We start from the raw sequence: 15,819 nt of genomic DNA on the forward strand, positions 1-15,819 counted from the left end.
ATCTACAGCTTTTACTACATTGCATTAGTTGTCCATTACGTTTACCTTTTCTACCTTAAGTTTGCTTGCTTTAGCTTTTTATCTCATCATGCATTCTTTTAAAAGAACACCACAAAAAAAGTGACGAGACAGGTATAAGCCCTGCTTCGCCACTTCATCATATGTGTGAGGTAAAACCTTAAGGATTTACAAATACCGTTCTGAGCTTCGCGATATATTGCACGTCAAAACCAAGACCCTCGGCAACCATAGCTACCGGTACATAGGTTTTAGCTTCTTTGCCTACTTTGTTCAGGAACGCCGGTGTATCCACTGCAACGGATGAGCCGTTCACTTTCACGGCATTTGCTCCAATTTTCACAGCTACTGTGCGATCTCCGTAGGTAATGGTCGCAGTTGACGTTTTGTTGTCCCATACCGTTTTGGCACCCACCGCATTCACAATGTCCTGGATTGCAACGAAGTTTTTGCCGTTACGAATAACTGGTTTATACGGTGTGCTCAGCGTCTTGCCACTTACGATGATGTTCATCGGTTGGCCCGCATCAGGTGCAGTCAGTTTCGTGTAGTCACCCCAGATGGTTTTTGCAAACTCTTCAGCAATAGCAGCATATCCGAGCTGATTCGGGTGGAAATCACGGTTTTTGATCATATGTGTCATGGTGCCCTCACCGCCAATAAAGTCTTTGGCTACATGAGCGACTTTTACATCTGCACCCTGAGCTGTGAACTGAGCAGCAATGCCATCAATCGTTTGTGTGAATCCTTGGGAAGCCTTCATCAGCTTGGCATACAGCTCTTTGCCTGCTACTTCCGGCATCGGCTGATACTGGTCAGCAATAACAATTCGGGCAGTTGGATTAATCGCATGAATATCATTGATGATAGCAGTAACATTGCTTGTATACGTGGACAGCAGTTCCTTCACTTTCTCTTGCAGCTCTTGCTCGCTCATGGTGTTCGCTGTACCTAGAAGCTCCGAAACATCATTGCCACCAATCGTCATCGCCACAAGATTAGCCTGTGCAATGCTTTCACGGATCGCAGCCGTATTAGCTCCGAACTGTCCCGCTCTCGGATCAGGCAGACTTGGTTGAATAGCTTCCGAAGTCAACGTCTTGCCTTCCTTGATCGCATTGGTAAAGTTCTTCAAACCACTGGTTTTAAGTCCAGCGATGCCGAAGTTATCCACCTGTGTACGTCCATGGAGCAGGCCCTGTTCCTGCAAACGCTCCACGTAACCGTAAGGCAACGTAGTCATTTTTGGTTCATACCCTACAGTGATAGAATCACCCAATGTGACAACTCGGAACTCTTTCGTTACCGCAGTAGCATCTTTCTTGGTTGCTGTAAGCGATGCTTCATTGGAAGCCACAGGTAATACGCCCGTTTTGGCATCGGCAGCATGTGCCGGTAATGCGGACGATGTGAATAGCAACATACCCGCCAGCATGCTGGCACTCAGGCCTACCGCTGTATTTTTCCAAATACGTTTACGCTTCATTCTTGTGAACACTCCTTTAGTTAAACCAGCTTTTACACGATTATATAGTACATCCATCATTCCGATGACATATGCTTGTGTACCTCTATTCTATCACTTCAGCGATAGCTTTGTCCTCTTGCCTCTATGTGCACAGAAAATAACAGACTCCCTTTTGTCAGGAAGCCTGTTATTTATAAAACCTGTCTCCGTTAATGAGCGTAATTCTAAGGATTGTAGGTCTACGAATGATGGCATGTCTCTTGATGATCGTAAGTTCCATGCAGGTTACGTTTCGCTGTCTGTACCTTGATTCGTCACTCGATCTAGATCTGCACCCTGACTTGGCGTTGGTTCGCCATTTGCCTTCGTTTCCTGCCCGGTTGCACGATCCAGATACCGGTCATATCGATCATCCAGTTCACGAGCCATAGTACGAAACTTTAATGTTTCCTCCACAATCGGGTCTCGTACTGTCTGAATACGCACCTCGTACTTCGGAGGAATGAGCTGACGCTTACGCTCTTCAACATCGCTAGACGCTTCCATGTCTCCTTCCGTCAGCATATCGCTCAGCCGTCGTTCCAGTTCTTTGGATTCATCCATCGTTATTCGCTCCTTTGATATAATAGTATATAAGTTAAACTAAAGATTTTACACAGTCCACTCCGATGACAGAATAACCTTTCAATCGCTGTTATCCCCAGATTTTTTAGATTCCCTTTTCCAAAGGGGAAAATCCGGTGATAAAGGCGAACGCTTCGCTTTTCCAGGTTTTTCCTACCCCCTTCGTTAACGTGTAAAAGAATAGTTGAAATTATATAATTAGCTTATATCAAACCAAAGCCGCAATCAGATTATTCCAGTCCGGTAGCCTTGGCTTCTTTAAGTACATCCGTCAATGCATCATGAATCTTGCCATTGCTGGCAACGATGTGGTTCACGGCTAGCGTATATGACGTTCCGAGCGTATCGGTCACCTTACCGCCAGATTCCGCAACCAGCAGCGCACCTGCAGCAATATCCCAAGGTTTGAGACCCACTTCCGTGTAAGCACTCAGTCGACCAGCAGCCACGTAAGCGAGATGAATCGCAGCTGAACCGCCTGCACGCAGATTGCGTACTTGCGGAGCAAGGGCCTGAACGGCAGCCATATTGAGTGGCAGCGCAAATGTTGTATCTGCCGGGAAGCCCACTGCGACGAGGCTCTGCGCCAGCGTTTCTTCACCCGATACCGTCATCCGGTTTCCGTGCACGTAGGCTCCTTTACCTTTTTCCGCAACAAATAGTTCATCCCGCGAAGGGTCGTAGATGACACCCACGATGACTTCGCCCTTATGCGCTAGCGCAATAGACACCGAATAGAATGGGAATTCGTGCACAAAGTTCGTCGTTCCATCCACCGGATCAACAATCCAGAGGTACTCTTCCTCTACTGCCTCTTTCAGCGCTTTTGCTGAAGCCTCAGGCCCCGGTTCGACTCCTTCTTCACCCAGAATAGCGTGGTCTGGAAAATGGGTCAGAATCAGGCGGCGAATCATCTGCTCTGCACCTTTATCCACTTCCGTCACCAAATCTTGCGGGGAATACTTGGTTCCGAGTTCACTTACCGTGCCCAGACGGCTCTTAATCCACTCGCCCGCCTTGGACGCAGCATTAATGGCAACGGCAGTATAGCTTTTGCTTGTCACGACATAAGGTACCTTTTCCTTTTCACTCAAAGCGTTCACTCTACTTTCTATATCAATCTACGAAAAAATTAAAAATACTTGTTAGAAGTATACGTCTGAGCATTCGTAAAGTTTCTTGCTGTCCAAGCCCCTTTTGGCTTCACGGATGGATGCGAACGGTAGACTCGTCCACCCATTCCACACCCTCATCCTGATAAAAGGCCAGTTTCTGCATCAGCTGCACCAGAGCTTCATCCTTGCGTTTCGCCTCGATCATCACATCGAGGGTCGGTGTGAGCGGTGCAATATGACGCAGAAAATCGAGTATGGGCTCTACCTCCACTCCATCCGCATGACCGCGAAGGTCTTTTTCACTTTTAGGGCTGGATACATGAATTTTGGGGGCCAAAGGTCTGTCCGGCAGTGCATCCGCCTGCGCGAGCGGCGACTCCCAGGTCCTCAGAATATCCGGCCAAAGCTCCCATGGCTGCTCGCCTTCGTTGTTCACCCACTGGTGATGAATATCCAGCACCATCGGTAACCCGAGGTTCTGACACACCGCCAGCGTTTCGGGCGAATTGAAGGTTTTATCATCATTTTCAAGCGTCAATCGCTCCTGAATGTCCCGGTTCAGCTTCATAAAATTTTCTTCAAAGCGCCGTGCAGCCGAAGGTTTGTCCCCGTATGCGCCACCAATATGAATATTGTTCTTGGCCGTGGCATTCAGCCCCATCGCATCCAGCATACGAACATGATGACGCAGATCCTTCATCGAGTTGCGCAGCACCTCTTCACGAGGGGTACTCAGGACAGTAAAATGATCCGGATGAAAGGATACGCGCATCTGATTTTCCTTCACGAAATCGCCAATCGCTTCAAAGTCCGGCTTCAGCGCCGGGAACGGGTCCCAGTCACTCAGATCCTGATGGGTTGCCAGTGGAATTAATTTCGAAGAAAAGCGATATACATGAATATGACTACCTTTATTATGCCGAAGTAAACGTAATGTATTGTGCAGGTTCTCGGCTGCAATGCGTTCCAGCTTGCGAATCGCCGCTTCCCTGTCGTCGATTTTGTTAAAACTGGCCATCGTCATGGTCTTGGAAGGCGAAGCATTCTCCACCAGCACCGACATTGCCACGTAACCGAAACGTACAAGCATGAATTTCTTCCTCTCTGTTTAGGACGGACAGACTGCACGGCTGTAGGTAGCCCGTGGAGATCAACCGACATGATATATAACCAAGTTTTGCCCTAAACAAGGGAGCATAATCGTATGATTGCAAATCCGGCCAATCACTCTCTTACAGAAGCCAGACCCTAGGAGGCTCAATGGTCGCCCCTCCATTGGTAGACTCTAACCCTCAGCCTGCTCCCCAAAAAACATCTCATCGGCAAGTGCCGTCTGGATCCGTGATTCTTCCTCATTCAGCTTGCGGATCAGCTGCATTTCCATTTCCGTCACTTCCTGGTTCTGAAAATTGATCTCCGCAATGGAAGCCACAATCTTCACAATCGCCACGGCTACGTTATCCGGGGTGTAAGCAATGACTTTTTGCCCGGTCGGGAACACCCGGAAGCCTTGTTTGACCATTTTGCCGCGACCGTATTCCAGCAATTCGAAGAGCTCCTGCTCGCTTTTGAATTTACATACGGAATTAAACTCTGTCTGAAATCCCATGCACATTCCTCCCAATCTCCTGATATCGGAACTCTTACTCGAATATTCGGATCGTCTCAGACTACGCCTGAACGCCGTTCTCGTAATTCAGTGCCTGCTTGCGGTTATACCGCTCCAGTCCCAGCTCAATCATGCGATCCAGCAATTCAGCATATGATACACCTGTTTCGCGCCACAAAAGCGGGTACATGCTGTATGGTGTGAAGCCTGGCATCGTGTTCACTTCATTAATTAGCAACGCTCCATCCGATTTGCGGATGAAAAAATCTGCACGCGAGATACCGTTACCTTCAATGGCGCGGAACGCCTGTAACGCCGCTTCACGGATGCGATCTGCTGCCTCTGTGTCCAGTGGTGCAGGAATCAGCATCTGGGACTGCCCGTCGATGTATTTGGCTGCATAATCATAATACTCACCTGAGGATACAATCTCGCCCGGAACCGATGCCATCGGTTCATCATTGCCAAGAACACTAACCTCGACTTCACGCGCTTCCACAAACTCCTCAATTACAACTTTGGTATCATACCGGAGTGCAAACTCGATCGCTGTTTTCAGTTCATCGCGGTTACGCGCTTTGGAAATACCTACGCTAGAGCCAAGATTAGCCGGTTTGATGAAACACGGGTACCCCAGCTGATCTTCGACCTGTACGATCATTTCGTGTTCAGTCTGTTTCCATTGTGTCACGTTAAAATAAGTAAAGGCACACTGATCAATCCCGGCTTGAGCGAACAACTTTTTCATGACTACTTTGTCCATGCCGCCTGCTGATGCCAGCACGCCCGCACCCACATAAGGCATATCCGCCATCTCAAACATCCCTTGGATCGTGCCATCTTCACCAAACGTACCATGCAGCAACGGGAACATAATGTCGAGTGCTTCCGCCCCGCCGTACAGACGTGCGAACAATGCATTCAGCGCTTCCTGTGTGCCGCCCGCAGATCTTTCCAGCTTCAAATCTTCGATGCGTGCAAAGGGTGCATGCATCACCGCTCCTTTTTTCCACGTCCCCTGTTTGGAGATATAAAAAGGAACCAGTTCATACTTTTCATAGTCAAATGCATTTGTTACAGCAAACGCCGTTTGCAGCGATACTTCGTGCTCGCCCGATTTTCCGCCGTATACGACGCCTACTTTTAATTTATCCATACTCATGCGTAACCTCCGATTATCTGTACCTGATGCTGTCTGCGCAGCCGTTTCAAACACTTGCCTGCTGCTTCCGGTCTCTGTTCTTATTTTACACGGAACGGGCTGTCTGCGTCACCGCATCCCGCAAATCTTTCCTTCTTAGAACTCATCTGCAATATGAAAAAGCCGGTACACCGTTCGTTCTGTCCAAGCATACGAATCCCGGTAATCCCAGAAACGGTGACGACTGCTCACCGTATGTGCGTTTACAAGCGGCATGCCTCCCGCATCAAAAGCGGTGACCACCGTGCTGTGTTGGAATCTGCCATCGCCATCCCAGTCATAGAAAATAACGTCGCCCAGCATAAGTTGCTCAGGGCGATCCACTTCGGTGGCTGTCAGACCCCAGCTGCTGCCAGAAAGATACCTTGCCAGACTGTTGGAGACAGCCCAGCTGTAACTCCACATTTCCATACCGTTCACATACCCTTTATACCACCAGCCCGCTTCTCTTCTACCAGTATAGTGGATGGGTGCTTCCCCTGCAAAGAGACATTGGGACACATAATTCGTGCAATCCACATCGAATTCTTCAAATGCCGGATTGCCTGCATTCCACCACCGATCGGCGTAGGCTACAGCCAAATCCCGGCGATAGATTTGCCGTCTGGCACTTCTGCCCTGCCCCAATACTTCCCGGTTGAGCAGTGGCCTGTTTACCGCCTGTACAAAATCGGCTTGCTGATACGGGCGTCCTTCCCCTGCCGGACGGCGTTCCGGGACTTCCCGTTCCACACGCGCAATGCTCCACCGCCCATTTTCACGTAAGAAAGTTAATCGTTCCCGTTCGATCCGATCTTCCCGGTGGGTGATGCCACTCTTCTCATAGAACAGTCTGCTATAAAGCTGCACTTCCACCACCGCTTCTTCCGATCCATCAATGAGTGTGCGCACAAGCTTGGCGCTGGTCTCGCTGCGAAGAGGCACGGCGCGCCGTCTGCGGTACCATTCATCCAGCCTTGCCATGCGTTCTCCCCGTTCCACCACAAATTCAGGATCGGTTACGATTCGTTCACTCGTCTGCGGACGGTAATCGATCTCACAGCGATTGTACTGGTTGACGTACGAATACAAGGCACTCTTCCATTCGCGTTCCAAGCTTGTGTCCCCCTTTGGTATGAGTTCAGTCTGCTCCTACTATTCATATGAAGGGAACCTTGTTTGTATGTACACCGCTCAGATGAGACACCTAAATCTGTGACCTGAAAAGATCAAATTCATCCATGCTCATACCAGAATGTAGTAAACGCCTTCATCCGTTCAAACGCTAGCTTGAGCAGGCAAAAAGCCCTTTACGTACGGATGTGAAAACGGTATACTTAGAACTAAAGTTATGATTATGAAATTATGTTTCACCTGATGAAACCACTGGACAAAAACACGGAACGGTGAAGGCCTGTTCTTCATTAGAAATGAACGTTTTCTTCATCTCACCGACACATTTTAAGGAGGTACATGTATGTCAGCCAAGAACCATTACTCCGCCGCTCGTTCGCTTGAGGTTGGAGGCAAGTCTTACCGCTACTACAGTCTCGATGCTCTTCAGGAAGGTGGCCACGGTGACCTTTCCAGGCTCCCCTTCTCAATTAAAGTGCTGCTTGAAGCAGCGATTCGTCAATTCGACGGACGTGCTATCACGGAAGAACACGTTAAACAACTGACCGGCTGGGCAGATGGCCGTGATAATAATAAGGAAATTCCGTTTATCCCTGCGCGGATCGTATTGCAAGATTTCACGGGTGTACCCGTTGTTGTAGACCTTGCAGCAATGCGTGATACTGTGAAAAAAGCTGGCGGCGATCCGAAACAGATCAACCCGCTCGTTCCTGTTGATCTCGTTATTGACCACTCTGTTATGGTCGATGCTTTCGGAACCAGTGATGCACTGGATTACAACATCAAAGTGGAGTTCGAGCGTAACGAAGAGCGTTATCGCTTCCTTCGCTGGGCACAAACGGCATTCAATAACTTCCGTGCTGTTCCACCATCCACAGGGATCGTTCACCAGGTTAACCTGGAGTACCTTGCTTCCGTGGCTGCAACCAAAACGGTTGATGGTGAAACGGTTGTATTCCCGGATTCCCTCGTAGGTACGGACTCTCACACCACCATGATCAACGGTCTCGGCGTTGTCGGCTGGGGTGTAGGTGGTATCGAGGCTGAAGCAGGTATGCTTGGCCAACCGCTTTATTTTGTAACACCAGACGTTATCGGTTTCAAATTGACAGGCAGCCTGAGCGAAGGCGCAACAGCAACTGACCTCGCGCTCACCGTTACTCAAATGCTTCGTAAAAAAGGCGTTGTCGGCAAATTCGTTGAGTTCTATGGACCAGGCCTTGCCAACATCGGTCTTGCTGACCGTGCAACTGTTGCCAACATGGCACCGGAATACGGCGCAACGATCGGTTTCTTCCCGGTAGACAGCGAAACATTGAACTACCTGCGCAGCACTGGACGTTCCGATGAGCAAGTAGAACTGGTTGAAGCTTATTACAAAGCTCAAGGCATGTTCCGTACTTCCAGCACCGTTGATCCGGAATTCACGGATGTAATCGAACTGGATCTCGGCTCTGTTGTACCAAGTCTTGCAGGACCTAAACGTCCACAAGACCGTATCGAGCTGACTCAAATGAAAGAAAGCTTCAACAGCATCATCCGTACCCCTGTCGACAAAGGCGGATATGGACTGAGCGATGAGAAGATTGAACAGAAAGTGCCTGTGAAGCACCCTGACGGTTCCACAACTGAAATGAAAGCTGGAGCTGTAGTCATCGCGGCGATCACAAGCTGTACGAATACATCTAACCCTAGCGTTATGGTCGGCGCAGGTTTGCTTGCGAAAAAAGCAGTTGAATTGGGTCTGACTAAACCAGGATATGTGAAAAGCAGCTTGACTCCAGGTTCCCTCGTAGTTACCGAGTATCTGGAAAAAGCAGGCCTGATCCCGTATCTCGACAAACTCGGATTCAACGTTGCCGGTTACGGATGTGCAACTTGTATCGGTAACTCCGGCCCACTGCCGGATGAAGTGAGTGAAGCGATTACTGCCAACGATATGACTGTAGCGGCTGTACTGTCCGGTAACCGTAACTTCGAAGGCCGTGTACACGCACAAGTGAAAGCGAACTACTTGGCTTCTCCACCGCTCGTCGTTGCATATGCGCTTGCGGGTACAGTAGATATCGACTTCGAAACCGATCCAATCGGTCACGACCAAAATAATCAACCTGTATTCCTGAAAGATATCTGGCCTAGCTCCGAAGAGATCAAGGATACCATCGCAAGCTCCTTGAATGCACAGATGTTCCGCAACAAATATGAGAATGTATTTACAGCCAACGAGCGTTGGAACAACATCGCTGTACCGGAAGGTGAACTGTATGAGTGGGACCCGAACTCCACATACATCCAGAACCCGCCATTCTTCCAGGAGCTTGGTGACAAGCTGAACGATATCGCCGATATCCGTTCTGCACGTGTAATGGCCTTGCTCGCTGATTCCGTAACAACGGACCACATCTCACCAGCAGGTAACATTGCTCCGTCCAGTCCAGCCGGATTGTACCTGAAAGAGCATGGTGTAGAACGCAAAGACTTCAACTCCTACGGTTCACGCCGTGGTAACCATGAAGTGATGATGCGTGGTACGTTCGCCAACATCCGTATTCGTAACCAGGTAGCTCCAGGAACCGAAGGCGGTATTACGAAATACTTGCCAACGGACGAAGAGATGTCCATCTACGATGCTTCCATGAAGTATCAGGATGAAGGACAGAACCTGATCGTTATCGCAGGTAAAGAATATGGTACAGGAAGCTCCCGTGACTGGGCAGCCAAAGGAACGTTCTTGCTCGGCGTCAAAGCCGTTATCGCAGAAAGTTTCGAGCGTATCCACCGCAGTAACTTGGTAGGTATGGGCGTTATGCCATTGCAATTCCAGGAAGGTCACGGCTGGTCCAGCCTCGGTCTGAACGGACGTGAGACGTTTGACATCACAGGTCTGAGCAATGATGTGAAACCAGGTCAAGAATTGAAAGTAACCGTAACTCGTGAAGACGGTACACAGTTCGACTTCCCTGTCATCGCTCGTCTGGACAGTATGGTTGATGTGGATTACTACCACAACGGTGGTATCCTGCAAACGGTATTACGTCAAATGATGAAAAAAGCTTAATTCGCTTGATCTTTCATGGGATAAAATGAAATAACGAAGCCCCGCTTCATGTGCAGATTGCACGATGAAGCGGGGCTTTTTAATTCTGAGATTTGATGCGGAACTTGAGTTTATCGTTTGCTTTGATTTAGTCATTTTTGCTTTGCCTTAGTCATTTTCACTTTGCTGTTAATGCTTTTCTGCTGCAATCCGATCAAAAATCGATCCTGATTCCCACCTCTGAATCATTCGGCGGTTCAGGTATACGATAGATTCCCCTACATTTTAACTTTTCCACATTGATCCAATCCATAAAGTCATCCCCACCGTAACTGCGAATAAACACCCCATATTCCAGTTCATCATCGAAATTAAACGATTCCACATATTCCGTAAACGGATGTTTACCTTCGATACTTTGCAAAAAATCAGAAAATTCGATTCTCCACGCTTCGATCTACTCTGCATACTCGTCAGGGACATAATAATAGAAACCGTCAGGTGTGTAATACGAAATTTTCATAATCATCCGATCTACCTCCTAAAGCCTGATCGTGAATTAGTTGCAAACTCATTCTTTAAAAGAATCTGCGAGCATCTCCGAGATTGAATAAGAGATTAGAGTTTCAGAATAGCCATGCCTTCCTTCAGTTGTTCAGAAACAGCCGTATAATACTCCATACCATCTGCAAGTTCGCTTTCCGTTTTATGTACCAGATAATAAGAATACTTCTGCATCAACTCATGTTCGTTCAACTCAATAGGCAGGTGAATGATCTCATAATGATCTGAATGTTCCGAACGTTCTGAGTTCGCATAGAAACGATAACCTCTTTCGGATCGGCCAACATTCATTACCGTTTTGATGACTAATGATTCATCACGCGTGAGGCCGCGGATCAGTGTAGATCCTTTCTTTTCCAACTCCAATATGGCCTGTTCATTTTCTTGTCCATGTGTTGCGTCTGCGATCTCACTTTCGATAGCGATTAGCGCTCTCATTCTTCCGGCAAGCTGTTTAGCTAACAAAATCAATCCGAGTCCTCCTCCGAGTATAGTGAACATACAGGGTACTACCGAACATCGTTTTTTTCTTATCTCGTCGGTATCTTCTAATTAAAACTATTAAACAGTATCGCAAAAGTGTCCGCTTGAAACAACTCAAATAAATGCTCTAAAGTGTAACCCATAAAAGATTCCCGTTAGTGAACGAGACGAGATTGTATCCGTAGCAGGGGGAAAACTTAAATCCGGGAATGGATGAAAAAGAAGCCCTAATGGCTAGCCAAAATTCTAACGATCATGAGAAGCCTTATTTCCCCCCAAAGTAGCCTTTTGAGATTCTAACGATCCGTAGCGACGCTATTGAAGTAAATTTCTTCGATTTATCCCGATTTCAGCTAAAATTGAGAAAATAGCGTTTCTGGTGATCGTTAGAATTTATAACTCGGCAAAATCAGCCAAATAAGGTCTGTCATGATCGTTAGCGCCGCGAGAGGAACAGAAACAATGGTGACTACAGGTTTAGGGTTTTCGGGTTTTCCGGGTTTTCCGGGTTTTCCGGGTTTTCCGGGTTTTCCGGGTTTTTCGGGTTTTCGGGTTTCCGATTTTACGGGTTTCCAGAGTTTTCACCCCCCCGCCACCTCCGTGCCTTTATAAAAAAACTCCCTATGAACGCATCGCTACAAGCTGTGCGTTCATAGGGAGTTTCGCTTAATGCCCAATATAATGTGAGGATTGATCGAGCACCTGCACTGTGCCCATGGTCAGAAAGAAACACGACATGACGATCAAAGCTCCTCCGATCCACCTTGCTGCAAATCGACGATCCTTGATTTGCTGGTCTGTAGCATCTGTTGTACTCTGCGGATATACCAGAAACATAAACCCTGTACTAATAAACAGTACAGCCATAATAATCAATGTAATTCCTCCTTAGGCAGGGCACGAAGCATGGGCCTCTTTCACACAGTTATCCCCTTTACTATTTCACCTAGTTACTTTCCTAGTGATTCTCATACTCTTCCCGTCGTTATTTCAAATGTTGCTCGCCTAGTTATTCGCTGCCAATCGTGAGTTACCTCCTGATAACAACCTGTTTAGGACCAGCAACATGGTATACAGCAGGTATCCGATCATTCCACCAAATGTATTCAGCATAAGATCATCTACATCAAAGATACCTATACCCGTGAGCAGCTGTGTCCCTTCGTATCCCAGACTAAGCAGGAAGGATAGAACAAGCACATGAATTCCGGTGAAAAAAGTATGGCGTAACAGCCCCGTAATCAATACGCCGAGCGGCACAAATGCAAGGATATTGCCCACCAGATGAATGGCTGTTCCGGATCGGTGATGAACGGAGAGACTACACCAGTCTCGTTTGATCTCCTGAAATGGCGTCAGATTTACGGTTCGTGTATGAATCAGATCAGGTTGACGTAGCAGCTCCATTAATCTGTCCCATACCAGCCCTACATCCACGGGACCTCCTTTGAATAAAATCAACTTGGTCAGCAGATAAAGATAAATCAGGAATATAGAAATCCATACAACTCGAAGCGGATTAGACTTCTTCTCATGATTCTTCTCATGACGGTTGGTCAAATGGCTGGTCTGCTGTTTGTTCTGCATATGGCGTTCACTCCGATCACGGTGCTCATGCCCACGTTGATTAAGCTGCTCGCTCGGCTTATTCTGTCTCATGCTGTCTTTCCCTCCCCGATCAGGCCGTGAAGCAGTATATCAACCGTACTGTAACCTGTTTTGTTAATCCCCCGGCCAATGCCGTCCCGGTTTAAACCTATTCGTATGTACCCATATATATCAAGCCTCGGCTGTTAGATTTACAAATCCTTTTGGCAACCGTTTAGCGCTCACGCTCACTAGCGTTTCTTAACCGTAACAATAACACCCTCCATATTGTCCCCGGACAGTTCATAATCGTCTTCCTCGGGCAGATATATCTTGGTATCCTTCGACACGTGATAATAATGGATGTGGTACGTCTCGCCATCAAGATCAACGGTCACGTCTTTTTTTTCCTTTAACATCTCCAGATACTCTTCCAAAACCATATGATTCTTCGCCATCACTGCACTGTGAGGCATGCCCACATATCTAAAATGCCAAGGTTCATACTGAATACCGGTCACTTTCACTTTATCTTTCGGATATCGCATAATAAAACCGTATCTCCACGCGTTCTTCTCCAACCATGCCCCCTCAGGAGCTTCGCTCATCGAGGCCAAGCTTGAACCCACGTCTAAGGATAATCCCAGATTGTGCTCGCTGTAGCCCGCAGGCAACGCGTAGTCTGAACCCTTTTGCCGATACAGCTCGTCTTGCTTCTCAAAATCTCTGTACCCGCTGCTCATCAGGAAATAACGTACATCGTCTTCGGCTGCTGCTTCAACCATCTCCTGGAATCTCTCTGCCACCTCACGGGATAACATCAATTTGTGATCCAGTAGTCCATAACCACGAAGCAGGTCTTCCTCATCAGCTACATGTACAATATCAGAGCGAACACCTTCCCGGTGAATTGGATGCTCGGAATTGACCAAAACGAGATTACCTTTATGTATTAGTTGTTTTGTGTCCTGGCTTGCCACTTCTCGGTACCCCGCATACTTCTCATCCGTGTCCAAAATAACAATCGGCATCTCCTTGTCCCCCGACAAAGCTGCCGGTGATTGGGTCAGGATATCCCCGATCAGGATGATGCATATTAGAAAGCCCCACTTTTTCATGATTGTTCCTCCTTCCTCTCATGATTCAAGGATAGACAAAACAATTTAAAGAAAACGCAGGGCAATTTTTAAGTTTTTCTTAAGTTTCACGAGAAACCTGCTGGAAAACAGGTAGACGAACCTCAAACATCGTACGTACCACATCGCTTGCTACCGATATTACACCCTCATGCTGGTCCACGATATTACGTGCGATAAACAGTCCAAGACCCGTACCTCCCTCTTGTACTGTCCGTGCCCGATCCCCGGTGTAATACATGTCGAAGATGTGCGGCAGATCATCGGGGTGAATGTGTCCCCCATAGTTGATAACCTGAATGACCACTTGATTGCCATCCCGGAATCCGTTAATGTCAACGTACATACCGTCCTTACCATGCCGCGCAGCATTAATCAGCAGGTTCTCGAACACACGGGCGAGCAGCTCCCCGTCTCCTGATACGGTAAGATCATTATCGATCTTTAGACGGGTGAGCAAATGATTCTTTTCAAAAACAGGATAAAGCTCCTCGTTCATCTGTTTCAACAGCTCGCTCAGGTCCAGTTGTGTCTTGCGCACAGGCAGCCTGCCGTGGTTCATCCGTGTGATCTCAAACAGATCATCAATCAGTTTCTCCAGCCGCTGGGACTTGGTAAACGCGATTGCTGTGAAATGACGTGCCTGTTCCTCTGTCAGTTGCTCGTCCTTCATTAACAAATCCAGATAGCCCAGCACGGAGGTTAGCGGTGTACGCAGATCATGCGCAAGGTTTACGATGAGCTGGTCTTTGCTGTTCTCGGCAAAATCCCCTCGTTCCATCGCCTCTCGCAGCTTCTGGCTCGCCATATTCACACTCTCCGCAATCGAACCCAATTCATCCTTGGACGAAATCTGAACACGATGCTGAAAGTCTCCATTCGCCAAGTGATTAATGCCTGTGGAAATCTCTTTGAAATACGTGACATAAGGTCTCGTAAACAAGTAGAAAAATAAAATCGCAAGCGGGATGAAGAGCAGCATAAAGACATATATATCGCCAATACTTCTCATGATGTTACGATACTCCGCCAGTGGATCTTCTCTCCTGACCCCTGCATAATACATCTGCAACAGCCTGTAGACGATAAACGTTACGCCGCCAGAAGACAGCATGCTCAGACCGAGCAGCATAATCATCGTTGTGCGAAAGCTTCTGCGCTTAGTCATTGAACGTGTACCCCACGCCCCAGATCGTTTTGATGAATTTGTTCTTGTCCACATCTTCACCGAGCTTTTTGCGCAATGTCCGAATATGTACCATAACGGTGTTGCCACTTTCGAAATAAGCTTCTCCCCATACCTTTTCAAAAATACTTTCTGCGCTAAAGACCTGTTTCGGATTGCTCGCGAGCAACACTAAAATATCAAATTCCTTCGGTGTTAACTCCAGCGGTTTACCATAAAGCATCACGCTGTGCTGCTCCGGTGCAATGACAAGTCCGCCCTTTTCCAGAATCGAGCGCTGAACCCCCGCTGTGGACTGACTGAATTGCAAAGAACGCCGCAGTTGAGAATTCACACGTGCCACAAGTTCCATCGGATTAAACGGTTTGGTCATATAATCATCGGCACCCATCACAAGCCCCGTAATTTTATCCATGTCCGAGGTTTTGGCACTCAGGAAAATAATTGGAAAATGATGCTGCTCCCGTATTTTGCGGGTAACTTCATACCCGTCCATACCCGGCATCATAATGTCCAGTACGGCCAAATCAATGGCATGTGTCTGGATCGCCTGTAATGCTGACTGTCCGTCAGATGCCTTGACGGTATGATAGCCTTCTTTTTGTAAATGCAGAGCAACCAGATCTGCGATCTCTACTTCATCGTCCGCAATCAGAATCGTAATTCGCTTCATTGCTT

Annotated in this window: 15 protein-coding genes; 1 reads left to right on the forward strand and 14 read right to left on the reverse strand. The window is 47.7% G+C overall.

Translation table 11 applies throughout. From position 1 onward, the window contains the following. Nucleotides 1-178: 178 nt before the first annotated feature. The 7 genes from ACR8BL_RS13290 to ACR8BL_RS13320 form a co-directional block, all read right to left on the reverse strand. Nucleotides 179-1,504 carry a stalk domain-containing protein gene (locus tag ACR8BL_RS13290; RefSeq protein WP_434748112.1) on the reverse strand — a complete coding sequence of 442 codons (1,326 nt, stop codon included), beginning with the start codon at nucleotides 1,502-1,504 and terminating at the stop codon, nucleotides 179-181. Nucleotides 1,505-1,771: 267 nt separating this feature from the next. Continuing rightward, on the reverse strand, nucleotides 1,772-2,089 hold the full coding sequence (locus ACR8BL_RS13295; protein ID WP_434748113.1) for a hypothetical protein: 318 nt from the start codon (nucleotides 2,087-2,089) through the stop codon (nucleotides 1,772-1,774). A 251-nt stretch (nucleotides 2,090-2,340) separates the two neighbouring features. Then, a complete protein-coding gene (locus tag ACR8BL_RS13300) occupies nucleotides 2,341-3,204 on the reverse strand; it encodes an inositol monophosphatase family protein (RefSeq protein ID WP_434748114.1) in 864 nt (287 codons plus the stop codon). A 109-nt stretch (nucleotides 3,205-3,313) separates the two neighbouring features. After that, entirely contained in the window at nucleotides 3,314-4,315 is a 1,002-nt protein-coding gene (gene uvsE / locus ACR8BL_RS13305; RefSeq protein WP_434748115.1) for a UV DNA damage repair endonuclease UvsE, read from the reverse strand. Nucleotides 4,316-4,510: 195 nt separating this feature from the next. Beyond that, entirely contained in the window at nucleotides 4,511-4,834 is a 324-nt protein-coding gene (locus tag ACR8BL_RS13310) for a hypothetical protein (RefSeq protein WP_434748116.1), read from the reverse strand. Between the two features lie 61 nt (nucleotides 4,835-4,895). Continuing rightward, nucleotides 4,896-5,996, reverse strand: coding sequence for a D-alanine--D-alanine ligase (locus tag ACR8BL_RS13315; RefSeq protein ID WP_434748117.1), 1,101 nt, complete (start codon nucleotides 5,994-5,996; stop codon nucleotides 4,896-4,898). A 135-nt stretch (nucleotides 5,997-6,131) separates the two neighbouring features. Continuing rightward, entirely contained in the window at nucleotides 6,132-7,130 is a 999-nt protein-coding gene (locus tag ACR8BL_RS13320) for an amidase domain-containing protein (RefSeq protein ID WP_434748118.1), read from the reverse strand. A 361-nt stretch (nucleotides 7,131-7,491) separates the two neighbouring features. Between ACR8BL_RS13320 and acnA the strand changes: the two genes are divergently transcribed. Continuing rightward, nucleotides 7,492-10,206, forward strand: a complete 2,715-nt coding sequence (acnA, locus tag ACR8BL_RS13325; RefSeq protein ID WP_434748119.1) for an aconitate hydratase AcnA — start codon at nucleotides 7,492-7,494, stop codon at nucleotides 10,204-10,206. A gap of 193 nt (nucleotides 10,207-10,399) precedes the next feature. Here acnA and ACR8BL_RS13330 read toward each other — a convergent pair whose 3' ends face one another. The 7 genes from ACR8BL_RS13330 to ACR8BL_RS13360 form a co-directional block, all read right to left on the reverse strand. After that, the gene (locus ACR8BL_RS13330) at nucleotides 10,400-10,609 is read right to left on the reverse strand and encodes a hypothetical protein (RefSeq protein WP_434748120.1); all 210 of its coding nucleotides are present in this window, start codon (nucleotides 10,607-10,609) and stop codon (nucleotides 10,400-10,402) included. A gap of 194 nt (nucleotides 10,610-10,803) precedes the next feature. Continuing rightward, nucleotides 10,804-11,220 (reverse strand): hypothetical protein, encoded by a 417-nt coding sequence (locus ACR8BL_RS13335; RefSeq protein WP_434748121.1) that lies wholly within the window; start codon nucleotides 11,218-11,220, stop codon nucleotides 10,804-10,806. A gap of 678 nt (nucleotides 11,221-11,898) precedes the next feature. After that, a complete protein-coding gene (locus ACR8BL_RS13340; protein ID WP_434748122.1) occupies nucleotides 11,899-12,108 on the reverse strand; it encodes a hypothetical protein in 210 nt (69 codons plus the stop codon). A 129-nt stretch (nucleotides 12,109-12,237) separates the two neighbouring features. Next, entirely contained in the window at nucleotides 12,238-12,891 is a 654-nt protein-coding gene (locus ACR8BL_RS13345) for a VanZ family protein (RefSeq protein WP_434748123.1), read from the reverse strand. Between the two features lie 179 nt (nucleotides 12,892-13,070). Continuing rightward, the gene (locus tag ACR8BL_RS13350) at nucleotides 13,071-13,937 is read right to left on the reverse strand and encodes a M15 family metallopeptidase (RefSeq protein ID WP_434748124.1); all 867 of its coding nucleotides are present in this window, start codon (nucleotides 13,935-13,937) and stop codon (nucleotides 13,071-13,073) included. Between the two features lie 79 nt (nucleotides 13,938-14,016). After that, nucleotides 14,017-15,123: an ATP-binding protein gene (locus tag ACR8BL_RS13355; protein WP_434748125.1), complete on the reverse strand. Its 1,107-nt coding sequence runs from the start codon at nucleotides 15,121-15,123 to the stop codon at nucleotides 14,017-14,019. After that, nucleotides 15,116-15,814 (reverse strand): response regulator transcription factor, encoded by a 699-nt coding sequence (locus tag ACR8BL_RS13360; RefSeq protein WP_434748126.1) that lies wholly within the window; start codon nucleotides 15,812-15,814, stop codon nucleotides 15,116-15,118. Before ACR8BL_RS13360 ends, ACR8BL_RS13355 begins: the two co-directional genes overlap by 8 nt. Between the last annotated feature and the right edge of the window lie 5 nt (nucleotides 15,815-15,819).

The sequence above is a fragment of the Paenibacillus amylolyticus genome, from assembly GCF_051136285.1.
Lineage (GTDB): Bacteria > Bacillota > Bacilli > Paenibacillales > Paenibacillaceae > Paenibacillus > Paenibacillus amylolyticus_F.

Excerpts from the sequence above, each read along its gene's own strand:
- ACR8BL_RS13290 (WP_434748112.1), bottom strand. The coding sequence starts at position 1,504 with ATGAAGCGTAAACGTATTTGGAAAAATACAGCGGTAGGCCTGAGTGCC.
- ACR8BL_RS13295 (WP_434748113.1), bottom strand. The coding sequence starts at position 2,089 with ATGGATGAATCCAAAGAACTGGAACGACGGCTGAGCGATATGCTGACG.
- uvsE (WP_434748115.1), bottom strand. The coding sequence starts at position 4,315 with ATGCTTGTACGTTTCGGTTACGTGGCAATGTCGGTGCTGGTGGAGAAT.
- ACR8BL_RS13310 (WP_434748116.1), bottom strand. The coding sequence starts at position 4,834 with ATGGGATTTCAGACAGAGTTTAATTCCGTATGTAAATTCAAAAGCGAG.
- ACR8BL_RS13315 (WP_434748117.1), bottom strand. The coding sequence starts at position 5,996 with ATGAGTATGGATAAATTAAAAGTAGGCGTCGTATACGGCGGAAAATCG.
- acnA (WP_434748119.1), top strand. The coding sequence starts at position 7,492 with ATGTCAGCCAAGAACCATTACTCCGCCGCTCGTTCGCTTGAGGTTGGA.
- ACR8BL_RS13345 (WP_434748123.1), bottom strand. The coding sequence starts at position 12,891 with ATGAGACAGAATAAGCCGAGCGAGCAGCTTAATCAACGTGGGCATGAG.
- ACR8BL_RS13350 (WP_434748124.1), bottom strand. The coding sequence starts at position 13,937 with ATGAAAAAGTGGGGCTTTCTAATATGCATCATCCTGATCGGGGATATC.
- ACR8BL_RS13355 (WP_434748125.1), bottom strand. The coding sequence starts at position 15,123 with ATGACTAAGCGCAGAAGCTTTCGCACAACGATGATTATGCTGCTCGGT.
- ACR8BL_RS13360 (WP_434748126.1), bottom strand. The coding sequence starts at position 15,814 with ATGAAGCGAATTACGATTCTGATTGCGGACGATGAAGTAGAGATCGCA.